This window comes from Micromonospora chalcea (genome assembly GCF_002926165.1).
Lineage (GTDB): Bacteria > Actinomycetota > Actinomycetes > Mycobacteriales > Micromonosporaceae > Micromonospora > Micromonospora chalcea.
Map to the genome: position 1 here is coordinate 366,668 of NZ_MAGP01000001.1, position 15,383 is coordinate 382,050.

The window sequence follows — 15,383 nt, forward strand, 5'->3', positions numbered from 1 at the left end:
GTGCCGTCACCGGCGGCCGGGTCACGCGCACACGCGACCGGCGGTCCGGCTGACTCTCGACTGGAGGACAGATGCAGCAATCCGGTTCAACGGCGGAACGCAGCCCACTCGGGCCGTGGGAGGGCAAGCCGGCGGTCCAGCAACCGGACTGGCAGGACCACCCGGCGTACGCCCAGACCTGTGCGGCGTTGGCGGCGGCCCCGCCGCTGGTCCCGCCCGGGGAGGTACGGCGGCTCCGGCAGGCGTTGTCCGAGCTGGCGTCGGCCGGCGGGCTCCTGCTGCAGCTGGGCGACTGCGCCGAGAGCCTCTACGAGTGCACCCCCCGGCACACCTCGGACAAGATCGAGGTCATCGACCGGCTGGGGGACCGGCTCAGTGAGCTCACCGGGCGCAACGTGCTGCGGGTGGGCCGGATGGCCGGGCAGTTCGCCAAGCCCCGGTCGCAGGCGACGGAGTGGCACGACGCGCTGAGCATCCCCTCCTTCCGCGGCCACATGATCAATTCCGAGCTGGCCGCGCCCGGTACGCGCAAGGCCGACCCGCGCCGCATGTGGTGGGCGTACGAGGCGAGCGACCGGGTGCAGCGGGTGCTGCGCGCCCACCGGGAGGGGGCCGGGCGGGCAGCGCGGACCGAGGGGCCCTGGTCGAGCCACGAGGCCCTCGTTGTCGACTACGAGTCCCGGCTGATCCGCCGGGACCCGGACACGGGTGAGCGCTACCTGGCGTCGACCCACCTGCCGTGGGTGGGGGAGCGGACCCGCCGCTCCGCCGAGGCGCACGTGGCCATGCTGTCCACTGTGGCGAACCCGGTCGGCTGCAAGATCGGGCCGGACGCCGACCCGGACGAGGTCCTGCGGGTGTGCGAGGCGCTCGACCCGCGGCGCGAGCCCGGCCGTCTCGTCCTGATCCCGCGGATGGGCCGGGACCGGATCCGGGAGGCCCTGCCGCCGATCGTCCGCGCGGTGGTGAACGCGGGCCACCCGGTGCTCTGGTTGAGCGACCCCATGCACGGCAACACCGTCAAGGCCTCGGTCGGCCTGAAGACGCGCCACCTCTCCGACGTGGTCACCGAGGCGCTGCGGTTCCGCGACATCCTCGACCGGCAGCGGCAGCACGCCGCCGGGCTGCACGTCGAGGTCGCCGCCACCGACGTGACCGAGTGCGTCGGCGGTTCGGTGGCCGGCGAGGAGGACCTGGCGCGTCACTACACCTCGCTGTGCGACCCCCGGCTCAACCCGGGGCAGGCCACCGAGTTGATCGAAGCGTGGGCCAAGGACACCGCGACGGTCGGCCCGGCGCCGAGGCGGCCCTGAGGTGCCGACCTTTTTCGAACTGCGGGAAAATTGACAGAAGGAGACCTGCCGGAGCAAATTCGGCCAGGCTAGCCGCGCCGCAGTTCGTCGTCCACTACCTGCGTGGGTAGTGTCTACTACCCGTGCCGGGACCGTCAGTGGTGTTGCCCAGCAGGAATCCCATCGCAATGATGTGTGGGAAGGTGTAATCCTTCGATCGGTGACGCGCGCACCTCATCTTATCCGCACGGAATCCTGTCTCGGCTGAAGCGAGTGTTTCCAATGTGGGGCAACTCAAACACGCTGGAAGTGAAGGGCAACGACGAGAGATTTCCCCTGCCGGACGCAGCTACGGAGGATCGGTCTGTGCTTGGCGAGACGGTTCCGGTTTCCGCGCTGCTGCCCGGCGACTCCCCGCGACTGGCGGGAGAGAACGTCGAGCACATCCGGCTGCTGGCCGCGATGCACGACCTCCCCCCGATCCTCGTGCAGCGCGGCACGATGCGGGTGATCGACGGCATGCACCGGCTGCGGGCCGCCAAGCTGCGCGGCGACGAGACCGTACGGGTGACGTTCTTCGACGGCGACGACGCCGCGGCGTTCCTGCTCTCGGTCGACGCCAACATCAAACACGGGCTGCCGCTGTCCCGCGCCGACCGGGAGGCCGCCGCCACCCGCATCCTGCGGTTGTATCCGCAGTGGTCGGACCGCGCCGTTGCCGCCGCCGCCGGGCTGTCCCCGACCACGGTCAGCGGCATCCGGCGCCGCCTGCTGCAACCGGCGGCGCGGGAGGGCAGCCGGGTGGGACGGGACGGCCGGGTCCGCCCGCTGGACGGCTCGGCGGGCCGGCGGCGGGCCAGCGCGGTCATCGCGCTCCGGCCGGACGCGCCCCTGCGTGCCATCGCGAAGGAGGCCGGGGTGTCGGTGGGCACGGCGCGGGACGTGCGCGCCCGGCTGCAGGCGGGCCGGGACCCGGTCCTGACCCCGCAGCGGCCGGCGGCCGAGCCCGAGCCGGCCGCCGACGACGGGTCGGAGGCGCGCAGGCGCCGGCCGGGCCAGGCCCCGGCGCCGCCCGTCGACTGGCCGGCGGTACGCGGGAACCTGATCCGCGACCCCGCGGTGAAGTACGCCGAGGTGGGCCGGGCCTTCGTCCGGTGGGCCGACGGGCACGTGGTCGACCCGGCCGCCTGGCGCGAGTTCGTCGACGCCGTGCCGCCGTACTGGCGCACATCGGTGGCCGAGCTGGCCCGCTCGTGCGCCGCCGCCTGGCTGGCGTTCGCCCAGGAACTGGAGGACCGGGCGTGAAAACGCCGGCCCGCATATTTGCGGCGGTGCCGACGCCCACCACGAATTGCGCTGCCGCCGCCACTACCCGATTGAGTAGTGGACCGGCGTGAATAACGCGCGTTAATGTTCCTTCGATCCGCTGCCCTCATTTTCGGTGAGCACATTTGTGCGGCGGTCCAATGGAGAGGAGAATTCCCGGTGAAGATTCTGAGGCGGCCGCGGAAACGGCATCTCGGGGGTGCCGCGGCCGTCGCCGCGGCGATCGCCCTGGTGGCGACGCTGACGAACGGTGTGTCGGCGGCCCCGCAGGCAGCGACCTTCGACCTCGACCACGGGAACGCCCTGACCGACGTCATCTACCCGGCTCTCAACACCGAACCGCGGGTCGAGTACAGCGGCCGGCCCGGGTCCTGGGCCGCGGACCGGGCCATGCTCATCGAACTGCCGTGGTTCGACGCCCTGGCGGCGTACCACCCCACCGCGGTCGGCATCTTCTCCACCATCGGCCGCCGTCCGGCCGAGGAGCACACCACGCGCAACAAGAACATCGCCGTCATCTACTCGGCCTACACCTCGCTCAGCAAGCTCTACCCGCAGCACGAGGCGACCTGGCAGCGGATGATGGCCACCGCGGGCCTGGACCCGGCGGTCACCGCGGAGGACCGGACCACCGCCAGCGGCATCGGCATCCTCGCCGCGAAGAACGCGATGGCGGCGCGCCACAACGACGGTACGAACCGGGACGGCGACGCGGGCGGCCGCCGCTACAACCGTGAGCCGTACGCCGACCACACCGGCTACCGGCCGGTCAACAGCCCGTACGAGCTGCGCTTCCCGTCGCGCTGGCAGCCGAACACCATCTCCAAGCGCGAGGTCGTCAACACGCAGGAGTTCGCGACGCCCCAGTTCGGCCGGGTCAAGCCGATCACCTTCGACCGGCCCGAGCAGTTCCGGCTCACCCCGCCGGCGAACCACCACCTGCTGAACCCGAAGGGCTACCGCAAGCAGGCCGACGAGGTGCTGCGCGCCTCGGCCGGCCTGGACGACCGCAAGAAGATGAGCGCGGAGATCTTCAGCGACAACATCACGCCGTACGGCGCCATCGCGCACACGCTGCTGCGGGGCCGGTACAACACCGAGGACTCCGTCCGGTTCATCGTGATGACGGACGTCGCCGGGTTCGACGTGGCGATCGCCTCCTGGTACTACATGCGCAAGTACGACTCGGTGCAGCCGTTCAGCGCGATCCGCCACCTGTACCCGAACAAGAAGCTGACCGCGTGGGGCGGCCCGGGCCGGGGCACCGTCAACGACATCACCGGCACCCAATGGCGCAGCTACCTCAGCTCGGTCGCCATCGCAGCTCCGGAGTACCCGTCGGTAAACGCGGCGGTCTGCGTCGCCTACGCCCAGGTCGCGCGCCGGTTCACCGGCACCGACAAGCTGACCGTGGTGATCCCGGTGCGCAAGGGCTCCTCGATCGTGGAGCCGGGCGTGACTCCGGCCGCCGACATGATGCTGACCTGGAACAGCTACTCGGAGTGGGCCGCCGAGTGCGGGCAGAGCCGGGTCTGGGCCGGCGAGAACTTCCCCGCCTCGGTCGCGGCCGTCGACCAGTACGCGCCGCAGCTCGGTGACCGTGCCTTCGACTTCGTCCAGCGCAAGCTGAACGGGCGCTGATCCCCGCTGTACCGGTCCGCGCTGCCGGCCATGCCCTCGGGCGTGGCCGGCAGCGCGCGTTCCGACCCCCTCACCACATGTCTTGCATAGCAAGGTATCTTGCGAGGCATGGACGGGGCACGTGAGCGGATCACCACGAACATCCGCAAGGGCGTGCTGGAGTACTGCGTGCTCGCGCTGCTCTCACGGCGCGACATGTACGGCCTGGAACTGGCCGACTGGCTCGCCGTGCGCGGCCTGACCGCCAGCGAGGGCAGCCTGTATCCGCTGCTCGCCCGCATGCGGCAGGCCGGCACCGTGCAGACCCGGTGGGTGGCCCCCGAGCAGGGGCACGCCCGGCGGTACTACGCGATCACCGACCAGGGGCGGGCGCACCTGCGGGTGTTCGCGACGGTGTGGCGGGAGATCCAGCCGCACGTGGACGAGTTGATGGGGGAGGAAGGATGAGCGACGACGGCCTCCCGGAGGCGGCGTGGGCCTACCTGCGGGCGCTGGACGCGGAGTTGTCGGACGTCCCGTCCGGCACGGCGGAGGAGATCGTCGCGGATGTCCGCGCGCACATCGCCGACGCCCTCGACAGCGGGCGGAGCGCCGACGAGGTCCTCGCCGGCCTGGGTGCCGCGCCGGACGTGGCCCGGCAGGCGCGGGAGGAGCTGGGGCTACCGGACCAGGACCGCCCGGAGCGGGTCGGCCGGACGCTGTCCCTGGTCGCGTCGGCGGTCGGCGTGCTGATCGCCGTGTGCGTGAGCTTCCTGCTGCCGTCCACAGTGCCGGTCGAGCCGATCCAGGCCGACGCCGGCGAGCAGGGCGTCCTCGGCCGGCTCGGTCCGGGAATCGCGCTGCTCACGCTGCTGCCGGCGCTCGTCGCGGCCGCGCCGCTCGTGGCGCCCGCCCGGGTACGCGCCGGGTCGCGGCTCGCCGGCGCGATCGCGCTGACCATGTTCGCCTGCGCGGCCGGCGAGACGGGCCTGTACTACTTCCCGCTCGCGCTGGTGGCCTGGGCGGCGGCGTTCGTGCCGTGGGCCGTGCGGCGAGGCGCCGGGGGACGGTGGTGGCACGTCCTGGCCGGTGGGATCGTGGCGATGCCCGGCGTGCTCGTGGCGGTCGCGTCGGCCGGCGGCTCGGTCGGTGTCGGCTGGGTGGGCGCGGCGCTGTGGATCGCCGGGCCGGTCGCGGCCGGTGCGCTGTGCGCCTACGGATTCCGGGCCGGGTACGCGGTGACCGCGCTGGCCGGCGCGCTGGTCATGATCCTCGCGATGGCCGAGCGCGGCTTCCTGTTCGCCGCCTTCTGGCTGTTCGGCGGGCTGTACCTGGCGCTCGGCGCCGCCGGGTACGCGGCGGCGCGGCCAGCCGACGGTGACCCCGCCACCGCGCGGGCGGCCGACGGTGACCCCACCTCACCGCCCGTCGACGGCGACCCCGCCGGGGCGCCCGGCGCACCGGCCCGGCCGCGACCCGCCCCGGCCACGGAGGCGGACCCGGAGGCCGCGGCGCCGGCCGGCTAGGCCGGCACGGCCTGCTGATCCGCGGCGGCGTCGTGCGCGGCCATCGCCTCCTGGCGTCCGGGCTCCTCGCGCAGGATCGCGGCGTGCAGCCAGGCGTCCGGGATGGCGAACCCGTCCACGAGCGTGCGCATGTACGGGCGCAGCTCCTTGAGCAGCCCGTTCACCACGCTGGTGATCGTCTTCGAGCGGGCCGGGGTGAGCCGGCCGTGCTCCAGCAGCCAGCCCTTGTTCGCCTCGATCACGATGAGCGCGTACAGGTCGCAGACCCGGGACAGCAGCTCCTTGACCGCCGGGTCGGCGGTGGCGTCGATCCCGGCGACGAACGCCTCCAGCGTCACCCGGTCGATGTGCGCGGCGGCGACGGCGAGGACGTGGTCCTGGACGTCGTTGAAGATGTCGAAGGGCCGGTCCTTCTTGGTCGACGCGCCACCGCGCAGGCGGCGCACCGCGCTGTCGAGCAGGTGCTCCTCGCGGTCCTCGAAGAGCTTGAGCTGCCAGCCCCGGTCGGTGACCGCGACCTCGTCGTCGCGGCCCGGCACCGCGCTGACCAAACGTGCGATCAGCGCCCGGGCGGCGGTGCGTTCCAGCACCATCTCGCGTACCTGCTCGGCGACGAAGGAGGCGCGTCCCCAGCCGTCGAGCGAGCCGAACTCGTCCCGGTAACCGGTCAGCAACCCCTTGGCGACCAGTTGCAGCAGCACCGTGTTGTCGCCCTCGAACGTGGTGAAGACATCGGTGTCGGCCTTGAGGCTGGGCAGGCGGTTCTCCGACAGGTAGCCGGCGCCGCCACACGCCTCCCGGCACATCTGGATGGTGCGGGTGGCGTGCCAGGTCTGCGCCGCCTTGAGACCGGCGGCCCGGGACTCCAGCTCCCGCTGCCGGTGTTCGTCGACCGGCCCGTCGCCGCCCTGGATGTCGTCCAGCGCCGCGACCAGCTCCGCCTGGGCGAAGGTCAGCGCGTACGTGGTGGCCAGCGCGGGCAGCAGCTTGCGCTGGTGCGCCAGGTAGTCGTTGAGCAGCACCTCGCGGTCGCCGTCGGCGTCGCTGAACTGCCGGCGGATGTCGCCGTAGCGCACCGCGATGGCCAGCGCCGACTTGGTGGCCGCCGACGCCGCCCGGTCCACGCTCACCCGGCCCCGGACCAGGGTGCCCAGCATGGTGAAGAAGCGCCGGGAGTCGTTCTCGATCGGGCTGGAGTACGTGCCGTCCTCGGCGACCTGCGCGTACCGGTCCAGCAGCATGTCCCGCGGCACCCGCACGTGGTCGAAGCTGAGCCGCCCGTTGTCCACGCCGAGCAGGCCGGCCTTGGGTCCGGCGTCGCCGATGGTCACGCCGGGCATCGGCCGGCCGTGCTCGTCGCGGATCGGCACCAGCCAGGCGTGCACGCCGTGCCGGCGCCCGCCGGTGACGAGCTGGGCGAAGACCACAGCCATCCGCCCGTCCCGGGCCGCGTTGCCGATGTAGTCCTTGCGCGCCGCCTCGTGCGGCGTGTGCAGGTCGAAGGTCTGGGTCTGCGGGTCGTACACGCAGGTGGTGCGCAGTTGCTGCACGTCCGAGCCGTGGCCGGTCTCGGTCATCGCGAAGCAGCCGAAGAGCCGGCCCGCGACGATGTCGGGCAGGTAGGCGTCGTGGTGCCGCTTCGTGCCGAGCGCGGCGACCGCGCCGCCGAACAGGCCCCACTGGACGCCGGCCTTCACCATCAGTGACAGGTCCACCTGGGCCAGCATCTCGGTGGCGACGATCGAGGCGCCCACGTCGCCGCGGCCGCCGTACTCGACGGGGAAGCCCGAGGCGATGCCCAGTTCGACAGGGAGTTCGGACAGCAGCCGGGTGATGCGCTCGCGAGCCTGGTCACCGGTCTCGCCGTACACCGGGAGGAAGCGCTCGTCGAGGTGTTCGCGGTGCGCCCGGCGGACGTCGGCCCACCGGCCGTCAAGCGTTTCCCGCAGGCGTGCGATGTCGATGCGGCCGGCTGCGTGATCGAACATTGTCACTCCTCGGTGCAGTGGACATTTGCATACACTCTCGGCCTGATCAACATTACCGGCGGTGATCGCGCGCCGCTGGCGGAGCGCGTGGTGAGCCCGGCCACCCCCCGGCGGTTCGGCTGCCCGCGAAGCTGAGGTTAGGCTGTCCTCACTTCAAGCACTGGAGGCATCCCCTCGTGTCCCCGCTTCCCCCCGGCAGCGCCGTCACCGCCCGGCACGTGCTCCGCCAGGCGCTGCGCCGCCAGCGCCGCCCGGTGCTGATCGGCGTGACCCTGCTCGGGCTGCACCAGGTCACCGAGGCGCTCGTGCCGGTGGCGATCGGCGTCATCATCGACCGGGCCGTGGTGACCGGCGACCCGTGGGCGCTCGCGTACTCCGTCGCCGGCCTCGCCGCCCTGTTCACCGTGCTGGCGTTCGCCTACCGCAACGGCGCCCGCCAGGCGTTCGCGGCCGTGGAGCGGGAGGCGCACCTGCTACGGGTGGAACTGGCCGAGCGCGCGCTCGACCCGCGCGGGCACCGCTCCGGCCTACGCGACGGCGAACTGCTCTCGGTCGCCGCCTCCGACGCCGAACTCTCCGCGTACGTGGTCCGGGTGGCCGGCTTCGGCGTCGCCGCGGTGAGCGCGCTGACCGTCGCGGCCGTCGCGCTGCTGGTCATCGACGTCCCGCTCGGGCTCGGCGTGCTCATCGGCGTACCGGTGCTGGTCCTGGCGCTGCAACGGATGGCACCGCTGCTGTCCCGGCGCAGCGCCTCCCAGCAGGAGGCCCTCGCCGAGACCACGGCGCTCGCCGTCGACCTCGTCTCCGGCCTGCGTGTGCTGCGCGGCATCGGCGCCCAGCACCACGCCGCCGGCCGGTACGCCGCCGCCAGCCGGCGCGCCCTCGCCGTGACGCTGCGCGCCGCCAACACCAAGGGCCTGCACCTCGGGCTCACCACCGCCGCGAACGGCCTCTTCCTCGCCGCTGTCGCCGGTGCCGCCGGCTGGCTCGCCCTGCGTGGCCGGCTCACCATCGGTGAACTGGTGACAGTGGTCGGGCTCGCGCAGTTCATCGCCGAGCCGGTGCAGACGCTGGGCTACTGCGTGCAGTTGTTCGCGATGGCCCGCGCCTCCGCGGCCCGGGTCGCGCGCGTGCTCGGCGCCGAGCCGCTGACCCGGCCGGGCGCCGCGTCCCGGCCGGACCGTACGGACGGGCCGCGGCTCGTCCTCGACCACGTCGGGCACGCCGCGCTGGACGGGGTGTGCCTGCGCGTCGACCCGGGGGAGATCGTCGGCGTGCTGGCGTACGACCCGGCCGACGCGGACGCGCTGGTCGCGTTGCTGTCCGGACGGGTGCCCGCGGACCGGCGCCGGGGCGCGGTACGCGTCGACGGCGTACCCGCCGACGACCTGGACATCGACGCGCTGCGCGGCGCCGTGCTGGTCGAGCCGCACGACGTGACGCTGTTCGAGGGAACCGTGGCCGCCAACCTCGCCGCCGGCCGCAGCACCGACGAGGGACGCCTGCGCGCCGCGGTCCGGGCGGCCGCGGCGGACGACGTGGTGGACGCGCACCCCGGCGGCCTCGGCCACCGGCTCGTCGAGCGCGGCGCCAACCTCTCCGGCGGCCAGCGCCAGCGGCTCGGGCTGGCGCGGGCGTTGCACGCCGACCCGCCGGTGCTCGTGCTGCACGACCCCACGACCGCAGTGGACGCCGCCACCGAGGCCCAACTCGCCGACGGACTCGCCGGCGCGCGCGGCGACGCGCCCCGGGGCACGCTGCTGGTCACCAGCAGCCCCGCCCTGCTGCGGATCACCGACCGGGTGGTGGTGATCGCCGACGGCCGGGTGACCGCCGAAGGGACGCACGAGCACCTGCTGGCCACCGACGCCCGCTACCGCGAGGAGACACTGCGGTGACCGCTGACCCGCGTACCGCCGAACCCGGCCGGGCGTTGCTGCCCACCGCGACCGCCCGGCGGACCTGGACGACGCTCGGCGCGGAGTTCCGGCGGCGGCCCGGCCTCAGCGCCGCCGCGACCGCCGTGCTCGTCGCCGCCGCCACCGGCGGGCTGGTCGCGCCCTGGGTGCTCGGCCGCCTCGTCGACGACGTCATCGCCGATGCCCCGGTCTCCCGGATCGCCGGCCGGGTCGCGGTGATCGCCGGCGCGGCAGTGCTCACCGGACTGCTCACCGCCGCCGGGGCCGCGCTCGCGTCCCGCCTGGGCGAGACGGTGCTGGCCCGGCTGCGCGAGCGGGTGCTCGACCGGGCGCTGCACCTGCCTTCGGCGACGCTGGAACGGGCCGGCACCGGTGACCTGCTGGCCCGGGTCGGCGACGACGTGGCGGTGGTGACGAACGTGATCGCGGTCAGCGGTCCGGCGTTCGTCGGCGCGCTGCTGTCCGTGGTGCTGACCGTGTTCGGGCTGGTCGCGCTCGACTGGCGGCTCGGCCTCGCCGGGCTGGTGGCAGCGCCCGCGTACGCGCTGGCGCTGCGCTGGTACCTGCGCCGGTCCGCGCCGTACTACGCCCGTGAGCGCGTCGCCACCGGCGAGCGGACACAGGCCATGGCCGGCGCGCTGCGGGGCGCGGCGACAGTGCGCGCGTACCGGACCGAGGACGCGCACGTCGCGGCGATCGCCGAGCGTTCCGGCGTGGCGCGCGACCTGTCGCTGGAGATCTTCAACCTGCACACCCGCTTCGGGCTGCGGATCAACAGGTCGGAGTTCCTCGGCCTGGCCGCGGTGCTCGTCGCCGGGTTCTTCCTGGTCCGCGCCGACCTGGTCACGGTGGGCGCGGCGACCACCGCCGCGCTCTACTTCCACCGGCTGTTCAACCCGATCGGCCTGCTGCTGATGGAGTCCGACTCGGTGCTGCAGGCCGGCGCGAGCCTCGCCCGGCTGGTCGGCGTGGCCACGCTGCCCGACACCGCCCCGTCCGCGCCGTCGGCGGCCGGGCGGCGCGGCCCGGCGGCGCTGGACGTCACGGTCCGCCGGCACCGCTACGACGACGACGGCCCCCTGGTCCTGGCCGACGTCGAGCTGCGCCTGGCCCCGGGTGAGCGGGTCGCGCTCGTGGGCGCCAGCGGCGCGGGCAAGAGCACGCTCGCCGGCATCGCCGCCGGGATCATCGCGCCCACCGACGGGTCGGTACGCCTGGGCGGCGTGCCGCTGACCGAGCGGGGCGAGCACGCCGTGCGGCGCGACGTCGCGCTGGTCAGCCAAGAGGTGCACGTCTTCGCCGGGCCGCTCGCCGAGGACCTGCGCCTGGCCGCCCCGGACGCCACCGACGCCGAACTGCTCGACGCGCTGGACCGGGTCGGCGCCACCACCTGGCTGCGCGCGCTGCCGGACGGGCTGGCCACGGCGGTCGGCGAGGGCGGCCACCGGCTCACCGCCGCGCAGGCCCAGCAGGTCGCCCTGGCCCGGCTGGTGCTGGCCGCGCCCGCCGTCGCCGTGCTGGACGAGGCAACCGCGGAGGCCGGCAGCGCCGGAGCGCGTGACCTGGACCGGGCGGCGCTGGCCGCCACCGAGGGACGGACCACGCTGATCGTGGCGCACCGGCTCAGCCAGGCGGTCGCCGCCGACCGGGTGCACCGGCTCGACCACGGGCGGATCGTGGAGCAGGGCACGCACTCGGAACTGCTCGCCGCCGACGGCCGGTACGGGCATCTGTGGCGCTCCTGGAGCGTCCCGGTATGACCGCGCACCGCCCATCGGCCCAGGTGAGGGGAACATGACCGACGAGCCGGCCCGCTTCGTACTCTTCCCGGGGCGGCACCACCTGCTGACCCGGTTCCAGGCCGACTACCTGTGCCGGCTGGCCGGGGACGAGGCCACAGTGGTCTGGGCGGTGACGTCGGCCAACCACGAGAACACCAGACGCAACCCGGTGCCGTACCACCGGCGGGAAGCCGCGATCGAGCGGTTCAGCGTGCTGAGCGGGCTGCGCTCGGTGGTGGTGCCGATCTTCGACACCGCGTACACCGACGCGTTCGCCGAGGTGACGCTGAAATCCATCGCGGTGGCCACCGGGCTCGAACTCACCCCCGCCGACACGTTGCTGGCCTGCTCCACGCCGGAGGTCGCGAAACTGTACGAGCGGCTCGGCTTCCGGATCGCGCCGGTCGAGGCGGACCCGGACCTGCCCGAGCCGCCCGAACGGCCGTGGGACGTGCTGCTGCGCCTGGCCGCCGGGGACGAGACCTGGCGCGCGCTCACCCACCCGGCCACCATCGACGTGTTCGAGCGCTACCGCCTGGTCGAGTCGATCCGGTCGGTGGTGAACGACCCGCTCGTCGGCGACGAGGGCGGCCTCACCGTGACCCGCGACTACCGCACCTACGTGGAGGCGTTCGCCACTGCCGCGCAGCGCAAGTGGGACTCGGTGCGCGGGTACGTGCAGCCCGGCCGCATCGTGGACATCGGCTGCGGCGCGGGCGCGGTCCTGGAGCTGGCCGACCGGGAGGCCGCGCTGCGCGAGAGCGACCTGATCGGCGTGGAGGTCGCCCGCCACCTCTACCAGGAGTGCCTGCACAAGAAGGCGCAGGGCGTGTTCCGCAACGCCAATGTCTACTTCTTCCACCGCAACGTCCTCGGCGGCGCGGTGTTCAAGGACCGCTCGGTCGACACCACGCTCACGTTTGCGCTGACCCATGAGATCTGGTCGTACGGGCGGCAGCGGGAGTCGCTGCTGCAGTTCGCCCGCCGCATCCACGACCACACGGTGCCCGGCGGCGTCTGGATCAACAGCGACGTGTGCGGTCCGGACGACCCCGGGCGGCAGGTGCTGCTGCGGCTGTCGGCCGACGACGGCGACAACCCGGCCGCGCCCCGCCGCGATCTCGCCGAGCTGACCTCGGCGGAGGTCCGGCGCCACGTCGGCGGGCTGTCGACGCGGGCGCGGCTGGACCAGTTCGCCGTCGACTTCGCGTTCGGGTTCGACCACGAGCCGCTTCCGGACGGCGCGGTACGCCTGTCGCTGGGCGCGGCGATGGACTACCTGACCCGCAAGGACTACACGGACAACTGGCTGTCGGAGACGCAGGAGCAGTTCTGCGGCCTGAGTTTCGCCGACTGGACGGCGCTGCTCACCGAGGCGGGGTTCGAGATCGGCCCGGCGTCGGCGCCGGTGCGCAACGAGTGGGTGATCGACAACCGGATCGCACCGGTCGCGTCCCTCACCGACCTCGACGGCCGGCCGCTGGACTGGCCGACCACCCACGTCCTCACCGTCGCCCACCGCCCCCGCAACCAGTGAGACCGACGGCGCCCGCCGCTTCCGGCGGGCGCCGTCGTCGCTCAGCGGCTCAGCGCGATCCGGATCGCCAGGACGATCAGGATGAGCCCGGTCAGCCGTTCGATCACCACCAGCACGGACGGCCGGGTCAGCCAGGGCTGCAACCTGTCGATGAGCATGATGTAGCAGGCCCACCAGAGCACGGCGAGACCGATGAACGTGGCGGCCAGCACCGCCGTGCGGGCCGCCGCCCCGTCGCCGGGCGTGACGAACTGCGGCACGAACGAGACGTAGAAGACGACCACCTTGACGTTCAGCAGCTGACTGGTGACGCCCATGACGAACGAGCGGCGGGCCACGTGCGGCTCGTCGGCGGCCGGGGCGTCCGGGACCGGCGCGGGGCCGGTGTCCGGGCCCGGCCCGGGTGCGCCCGCGCCGACCGGGACCGGCTGCGCCGCCGGGACGGCCCGGCGCGGCCGGGTCGCCCAGAGGATCGTGCCGCCCAGGTACAGCAGGTAGAGCGCGCCGGCGACGCGCAGCACCGTGTAGAGCGTCGGCGACGAGACCAGCAGCGCGGACAGGCCGGCGGTCGCGAACGACGCGTGCACCAGGGCGGCGACGACCAGCCCGGCCAGCACCACGAACCCGGCCCGCCGGCCGTACCTGACGGTCTGCCGGGTGACGAGCGCGAAGTCGACGCCCGGCACGATGATGATGAGCAGGCTGGCGGCGACGAAACTGATGATCTGGATGTCAGACACGAGGCCGGCTCTCCTGTCCTGCGGCGAGCGCCGGCGCCGCCTCCTCGATGACGGAGACACCGCTGTCCTGGCGTGGCCCGTGCCGGCGCCACTGTTCCCGCAGCCGGATCCGGCCGTCCGGCAGCCGCTCGGGCCGGGACTCGCACTCGCCGACCACTATGGTGCCGTCGGTGAGCACCTCCAGGTAGGCGAAGCGAACCACGCCCTGGGCGTCGCAGGTTCCCGCGAGCCGGCCGTGCCGGACCGGGCCGCCGGTGATCTCCGCCCAGACCAGGTCGCCGCGCTGGTGGTAGTGCCCCCGCAGCGGCTCGGCGCGGTCACCGGCGTGGTCGACGGAGACGAAGACGCGGCCGTCGTAGTCGAAAGTCGTCATCGCGCTCACGCCCACCGGGTGCTCACGTAGTCGTCACGGAACCGGCAGACCGTGCGGCCGGCGATCGAGTTCAGGATCATCGCGCTGCGGATCGGCAGGATGCTCAGGTTGGAGTCGACGAGCCCCTGCACGTACCGCCCCCGGTTCAGCACGAAGATCTTGTGGTCGTCGGCGTGCTTCCACCGGATCGAGTAGTCCGACTCGATCACCGGTTCGCCGCGCTCGTCCACGTCGATCAGCGCGGACAGCTCCGGATCGAAGGGGAGCGGGGCGAGCCGCCGGCCCGCCGCGACGATCACGTTCACCGCCCGGTGCCGTTCCTCGCCGCTGCCGGCGGTGAGGCACTCCAGCTCCACCTCCCCGTCGAGCTGCCGGGCGCCGGTCACGGTACGGCTCGGCATGATCGTGACCGGGAACCGGCCGGTCCGCAGCCGCTCCTCGTAGTTGTGCTGGTAGACGCCGCGCAGCGTGCCGGGGGAGATGCCGTCGCTGGTGAGGATCTGCCCGGAGACGAGCCGTTCCCGCACGTCCCGGGACAGCGAGAGGAACGCCTCCTGGTAGGCGGGCCGGTACAGGTCGTTCGCCGAGGGGGAGTCCTCCAGCGGCGCGAACCAGGACCGCCGGCCGATCCACTTGATGTCGCGGCAGCCGCGGGCGAGCAGCGCTGCGACGCACTCCGCGCTGGTCTGGCCGCTGCCGATCACGACCCACGGCACGTCCGGCTCGTCGGGCACGCCGGCCAGGCGCCGGTTCAGCTCGTCGGCGACGAACAGGTGCCGGGGGTCGAGGGCGTCCAGGAAGTCCGGTACGAAGGGGACGGTCCCGCTGCCGAGCACCAGGTGCTGGGAGCGGGCGACCTCGACGCCGCCGCTGCGGGTGACTATCGCGCCGTCGAACTCCACCCGGTCGACGCGGGCGCCGTAGGTGATGCGCGGCAACTGCTCCGCCGCCCACACCAGGTACTGCTGGTACTCGATCCGGGGGATGGTGTCGAAACCGGCGCCCAGCAGGGCGTAGACCCGGCCGGTGGTGACCAGGTAGTTGAGGAACGACAGCGGGTGCGTCGGGTCGTAGAGCGAGACCAGGTCCTTGACCCAGCCGGTCTGCATGCGCACGCCGCTGTGCAGCATCCCGTCGTGCCAGCCCGGCTGGTCCCGCGCCTCGAACAGCGCGATGTCGTGCGGCGCGAGCGCGTCGTACATCGCGGCGAGGCTCAGGTTCGCCGGCCCCGCGCCAATTCCCACTGTGTGATAGGTCTGCGTCATCAGTCTGCCTCTGTGT

At 73.4% G+C, this 15,383-nt stretch carries 12 protein-coding genes; 8 read left to right on the top strand and 4 right to left on the bottom strand.

Going from position 1 to position 15,383, the window contains the following annotated elements:
• Positions 1–71 precede the first annotated feature (71 nt).
• The 5 genes from BAW75_RS00975 (at position 72) to BAW75_RS00995 (ending at position 5,764) form a co-directional block, all read left to right on the top strand.
• Entirely contained in the window at positions 72–1,313 is a 1,242-nt protein-coding gene (locus BAW75_RS00975; protein WP_104112312.1) for a 3-deoxy-7-phosphoheptulonate synthase, read from the top strand.
• Between the two features lie 345 nt (positions 1,314–1,658).
• Positions 1,659–2,597, top strand: coding sequence for a ParB/RepB/Spo0J family partition protein (locus BAW75_RS00980; RefSeq protein ID WP_197494849.1), 939 nt, complete (start codon positions 1,659–1,661; stop codon positions 2,595–2,597).
• A 180-nt stretch (positions 2,598–2,777) separates the two neighbouring features.
• Positions 2,778–4,259, top strand: a complete 1,482-nt coding sequence (locus BAW75_RS00985) for a vanadium-dependent haloperoxidase (RefSeq protein ID WP_208635147.1) — start codon at positions 2,778–2,780, stop codon at positions 4,257–4,259.
• A gap of 108 nt (positions 4,260–4,367) precedes the next feature.
• Entirely contained in the window at positions 4,368–4,706 is a 339-nt protein-coding gene (locus tag BAW75_RS00990) for a PadR family transcriptional regulator (protein WP_043323114.1), read from the top strand.
• Positions 4,703–5,764, top strand: coding sequence for a DUF1700 domain-containing protein (locus tag BAW75_RS00995; RefSeq protein ID WP_208635148.1), 1,062 nt, complete (start codon positions 4,703–4,705; stop codon positions 5,762–5,764). Before BAW75_RS00990 ends, BAW75_RS00995 begins: the two co-directional genes overlap by 4 nt.
• On the opposite strand, the gene BAW75_RS01000 is transcribed toward BAW75_RS00995, so the two are convergent.
• Positions 5,761–7,752, bottom strand: a complete 1,992-nt coding sequence (locus BAW75_RS01000) for an acyl-CoA dehydrogenase family protein (RefSeq protein ID WP_104112313.1) — start codon at positions 7,750–7,752, stop codon at positions 5,761–5,763. The two genes, BAW75_RS00995 and BAW75_RS01000, sit on opposite strands and share 4 nt — an antisense overlap.
• 176 nt (positions 7,753–7,928) lie before the next feature.
• Between BAW75_RS01000 and BAW75_RS01005 the strand changes: the two genes are divergently transcribed.
• The 3 genes from BAW75_RS01005 to BAW75_RS01015 are packed head-to-tail and all read left to right on the top strand — an operon-like array spanning position 7,929 to position 12,989.
• Positions 7,929–9,650 (top strand): ABC transporter ATP-binding protein, encoded by a 1,722-nt coding sequence (locus BAW75_RS01005; RefSeq protein WP_104112314.1) that lies wholly within the window; start codon positions 7,929–7,931, stop codon positions 9,648–9,650.
• Positions 9,647–11,431: an ABC transporter ATP-binding protein gene (locus tag BAW75_RS01010; RefSeq protein WP_104112315.1), complete on the top strand. Its 1,785-nt coding sequence runs from the start codon at positions 9,647–9,649 to the stop codon at positions 11,429–11,431. The genes BAW75_RS01005 and BAW75_RS01010 overlap by 4 nt, the downstream gene beginning before the upstream one ends.
• A gap of 34 nt (positions 11,432–11,465) precedes the next feature.
• Entirely contained in the window at positions 11,466–12,989 is a 1,524-nt protein-coding gene (locus BAW75_RS01015) for a class I SAM-dependent methyltransferase (RefSeq protein WP_104112316.1), read from the top strand.
• Between the two features lie 41 nt (positions 12,990–13,030).
• Here BAW75_RS01015 and BAW75_RS01020 read toward each other — a convergent pair whose 3' ends face one another.
• The 3 genes from BAW75_RS01020 to BAW75_RS01030 are packed head-to-tail and all read right to left on the bottom strand — an operon-like array spanning position 13,031 to position 15,367.
• Positions 13,031–13,729: a LysE family translocator gene (locus BAW75_RS01020; RefSeq protein ID WP_104112317.1), complete on the bottom strand. Its 699-nt coding sequence runs from the start codon at positions 13,727–13,729 to the stop codon at positions 13,031–13,033.
• Entirely contained in the window at positions 13,722–14,102 is a 381-nt protein-coding gene (locus tag BAW75_RS01025) for an avidin-fold protein (RefSeq protein WP_244205981.1), read from the bottom strand. Before BAW75_RS01025 ends, BAW75_RS01020 begins: the two co-directional genes overlap by 8 nt.
• Positions 14,103–14,107: 5 nt before the next feature.
• Positions 14,108–15,367: a lysine N(6)-hydroxylase/L-ornithine N(5)-oxygenase family protein gene (locus BAW75_RS01030; RefSeq protein WP_104112319.1), complete on the bottom strand. Its 1,260-nt coding sequence runs from the start codon at positions 15,365–15,367 to the stop codon at positions 14,108–14,110.
• Positions 15,368–15,383: the final 16 nt, after the last annotated feature.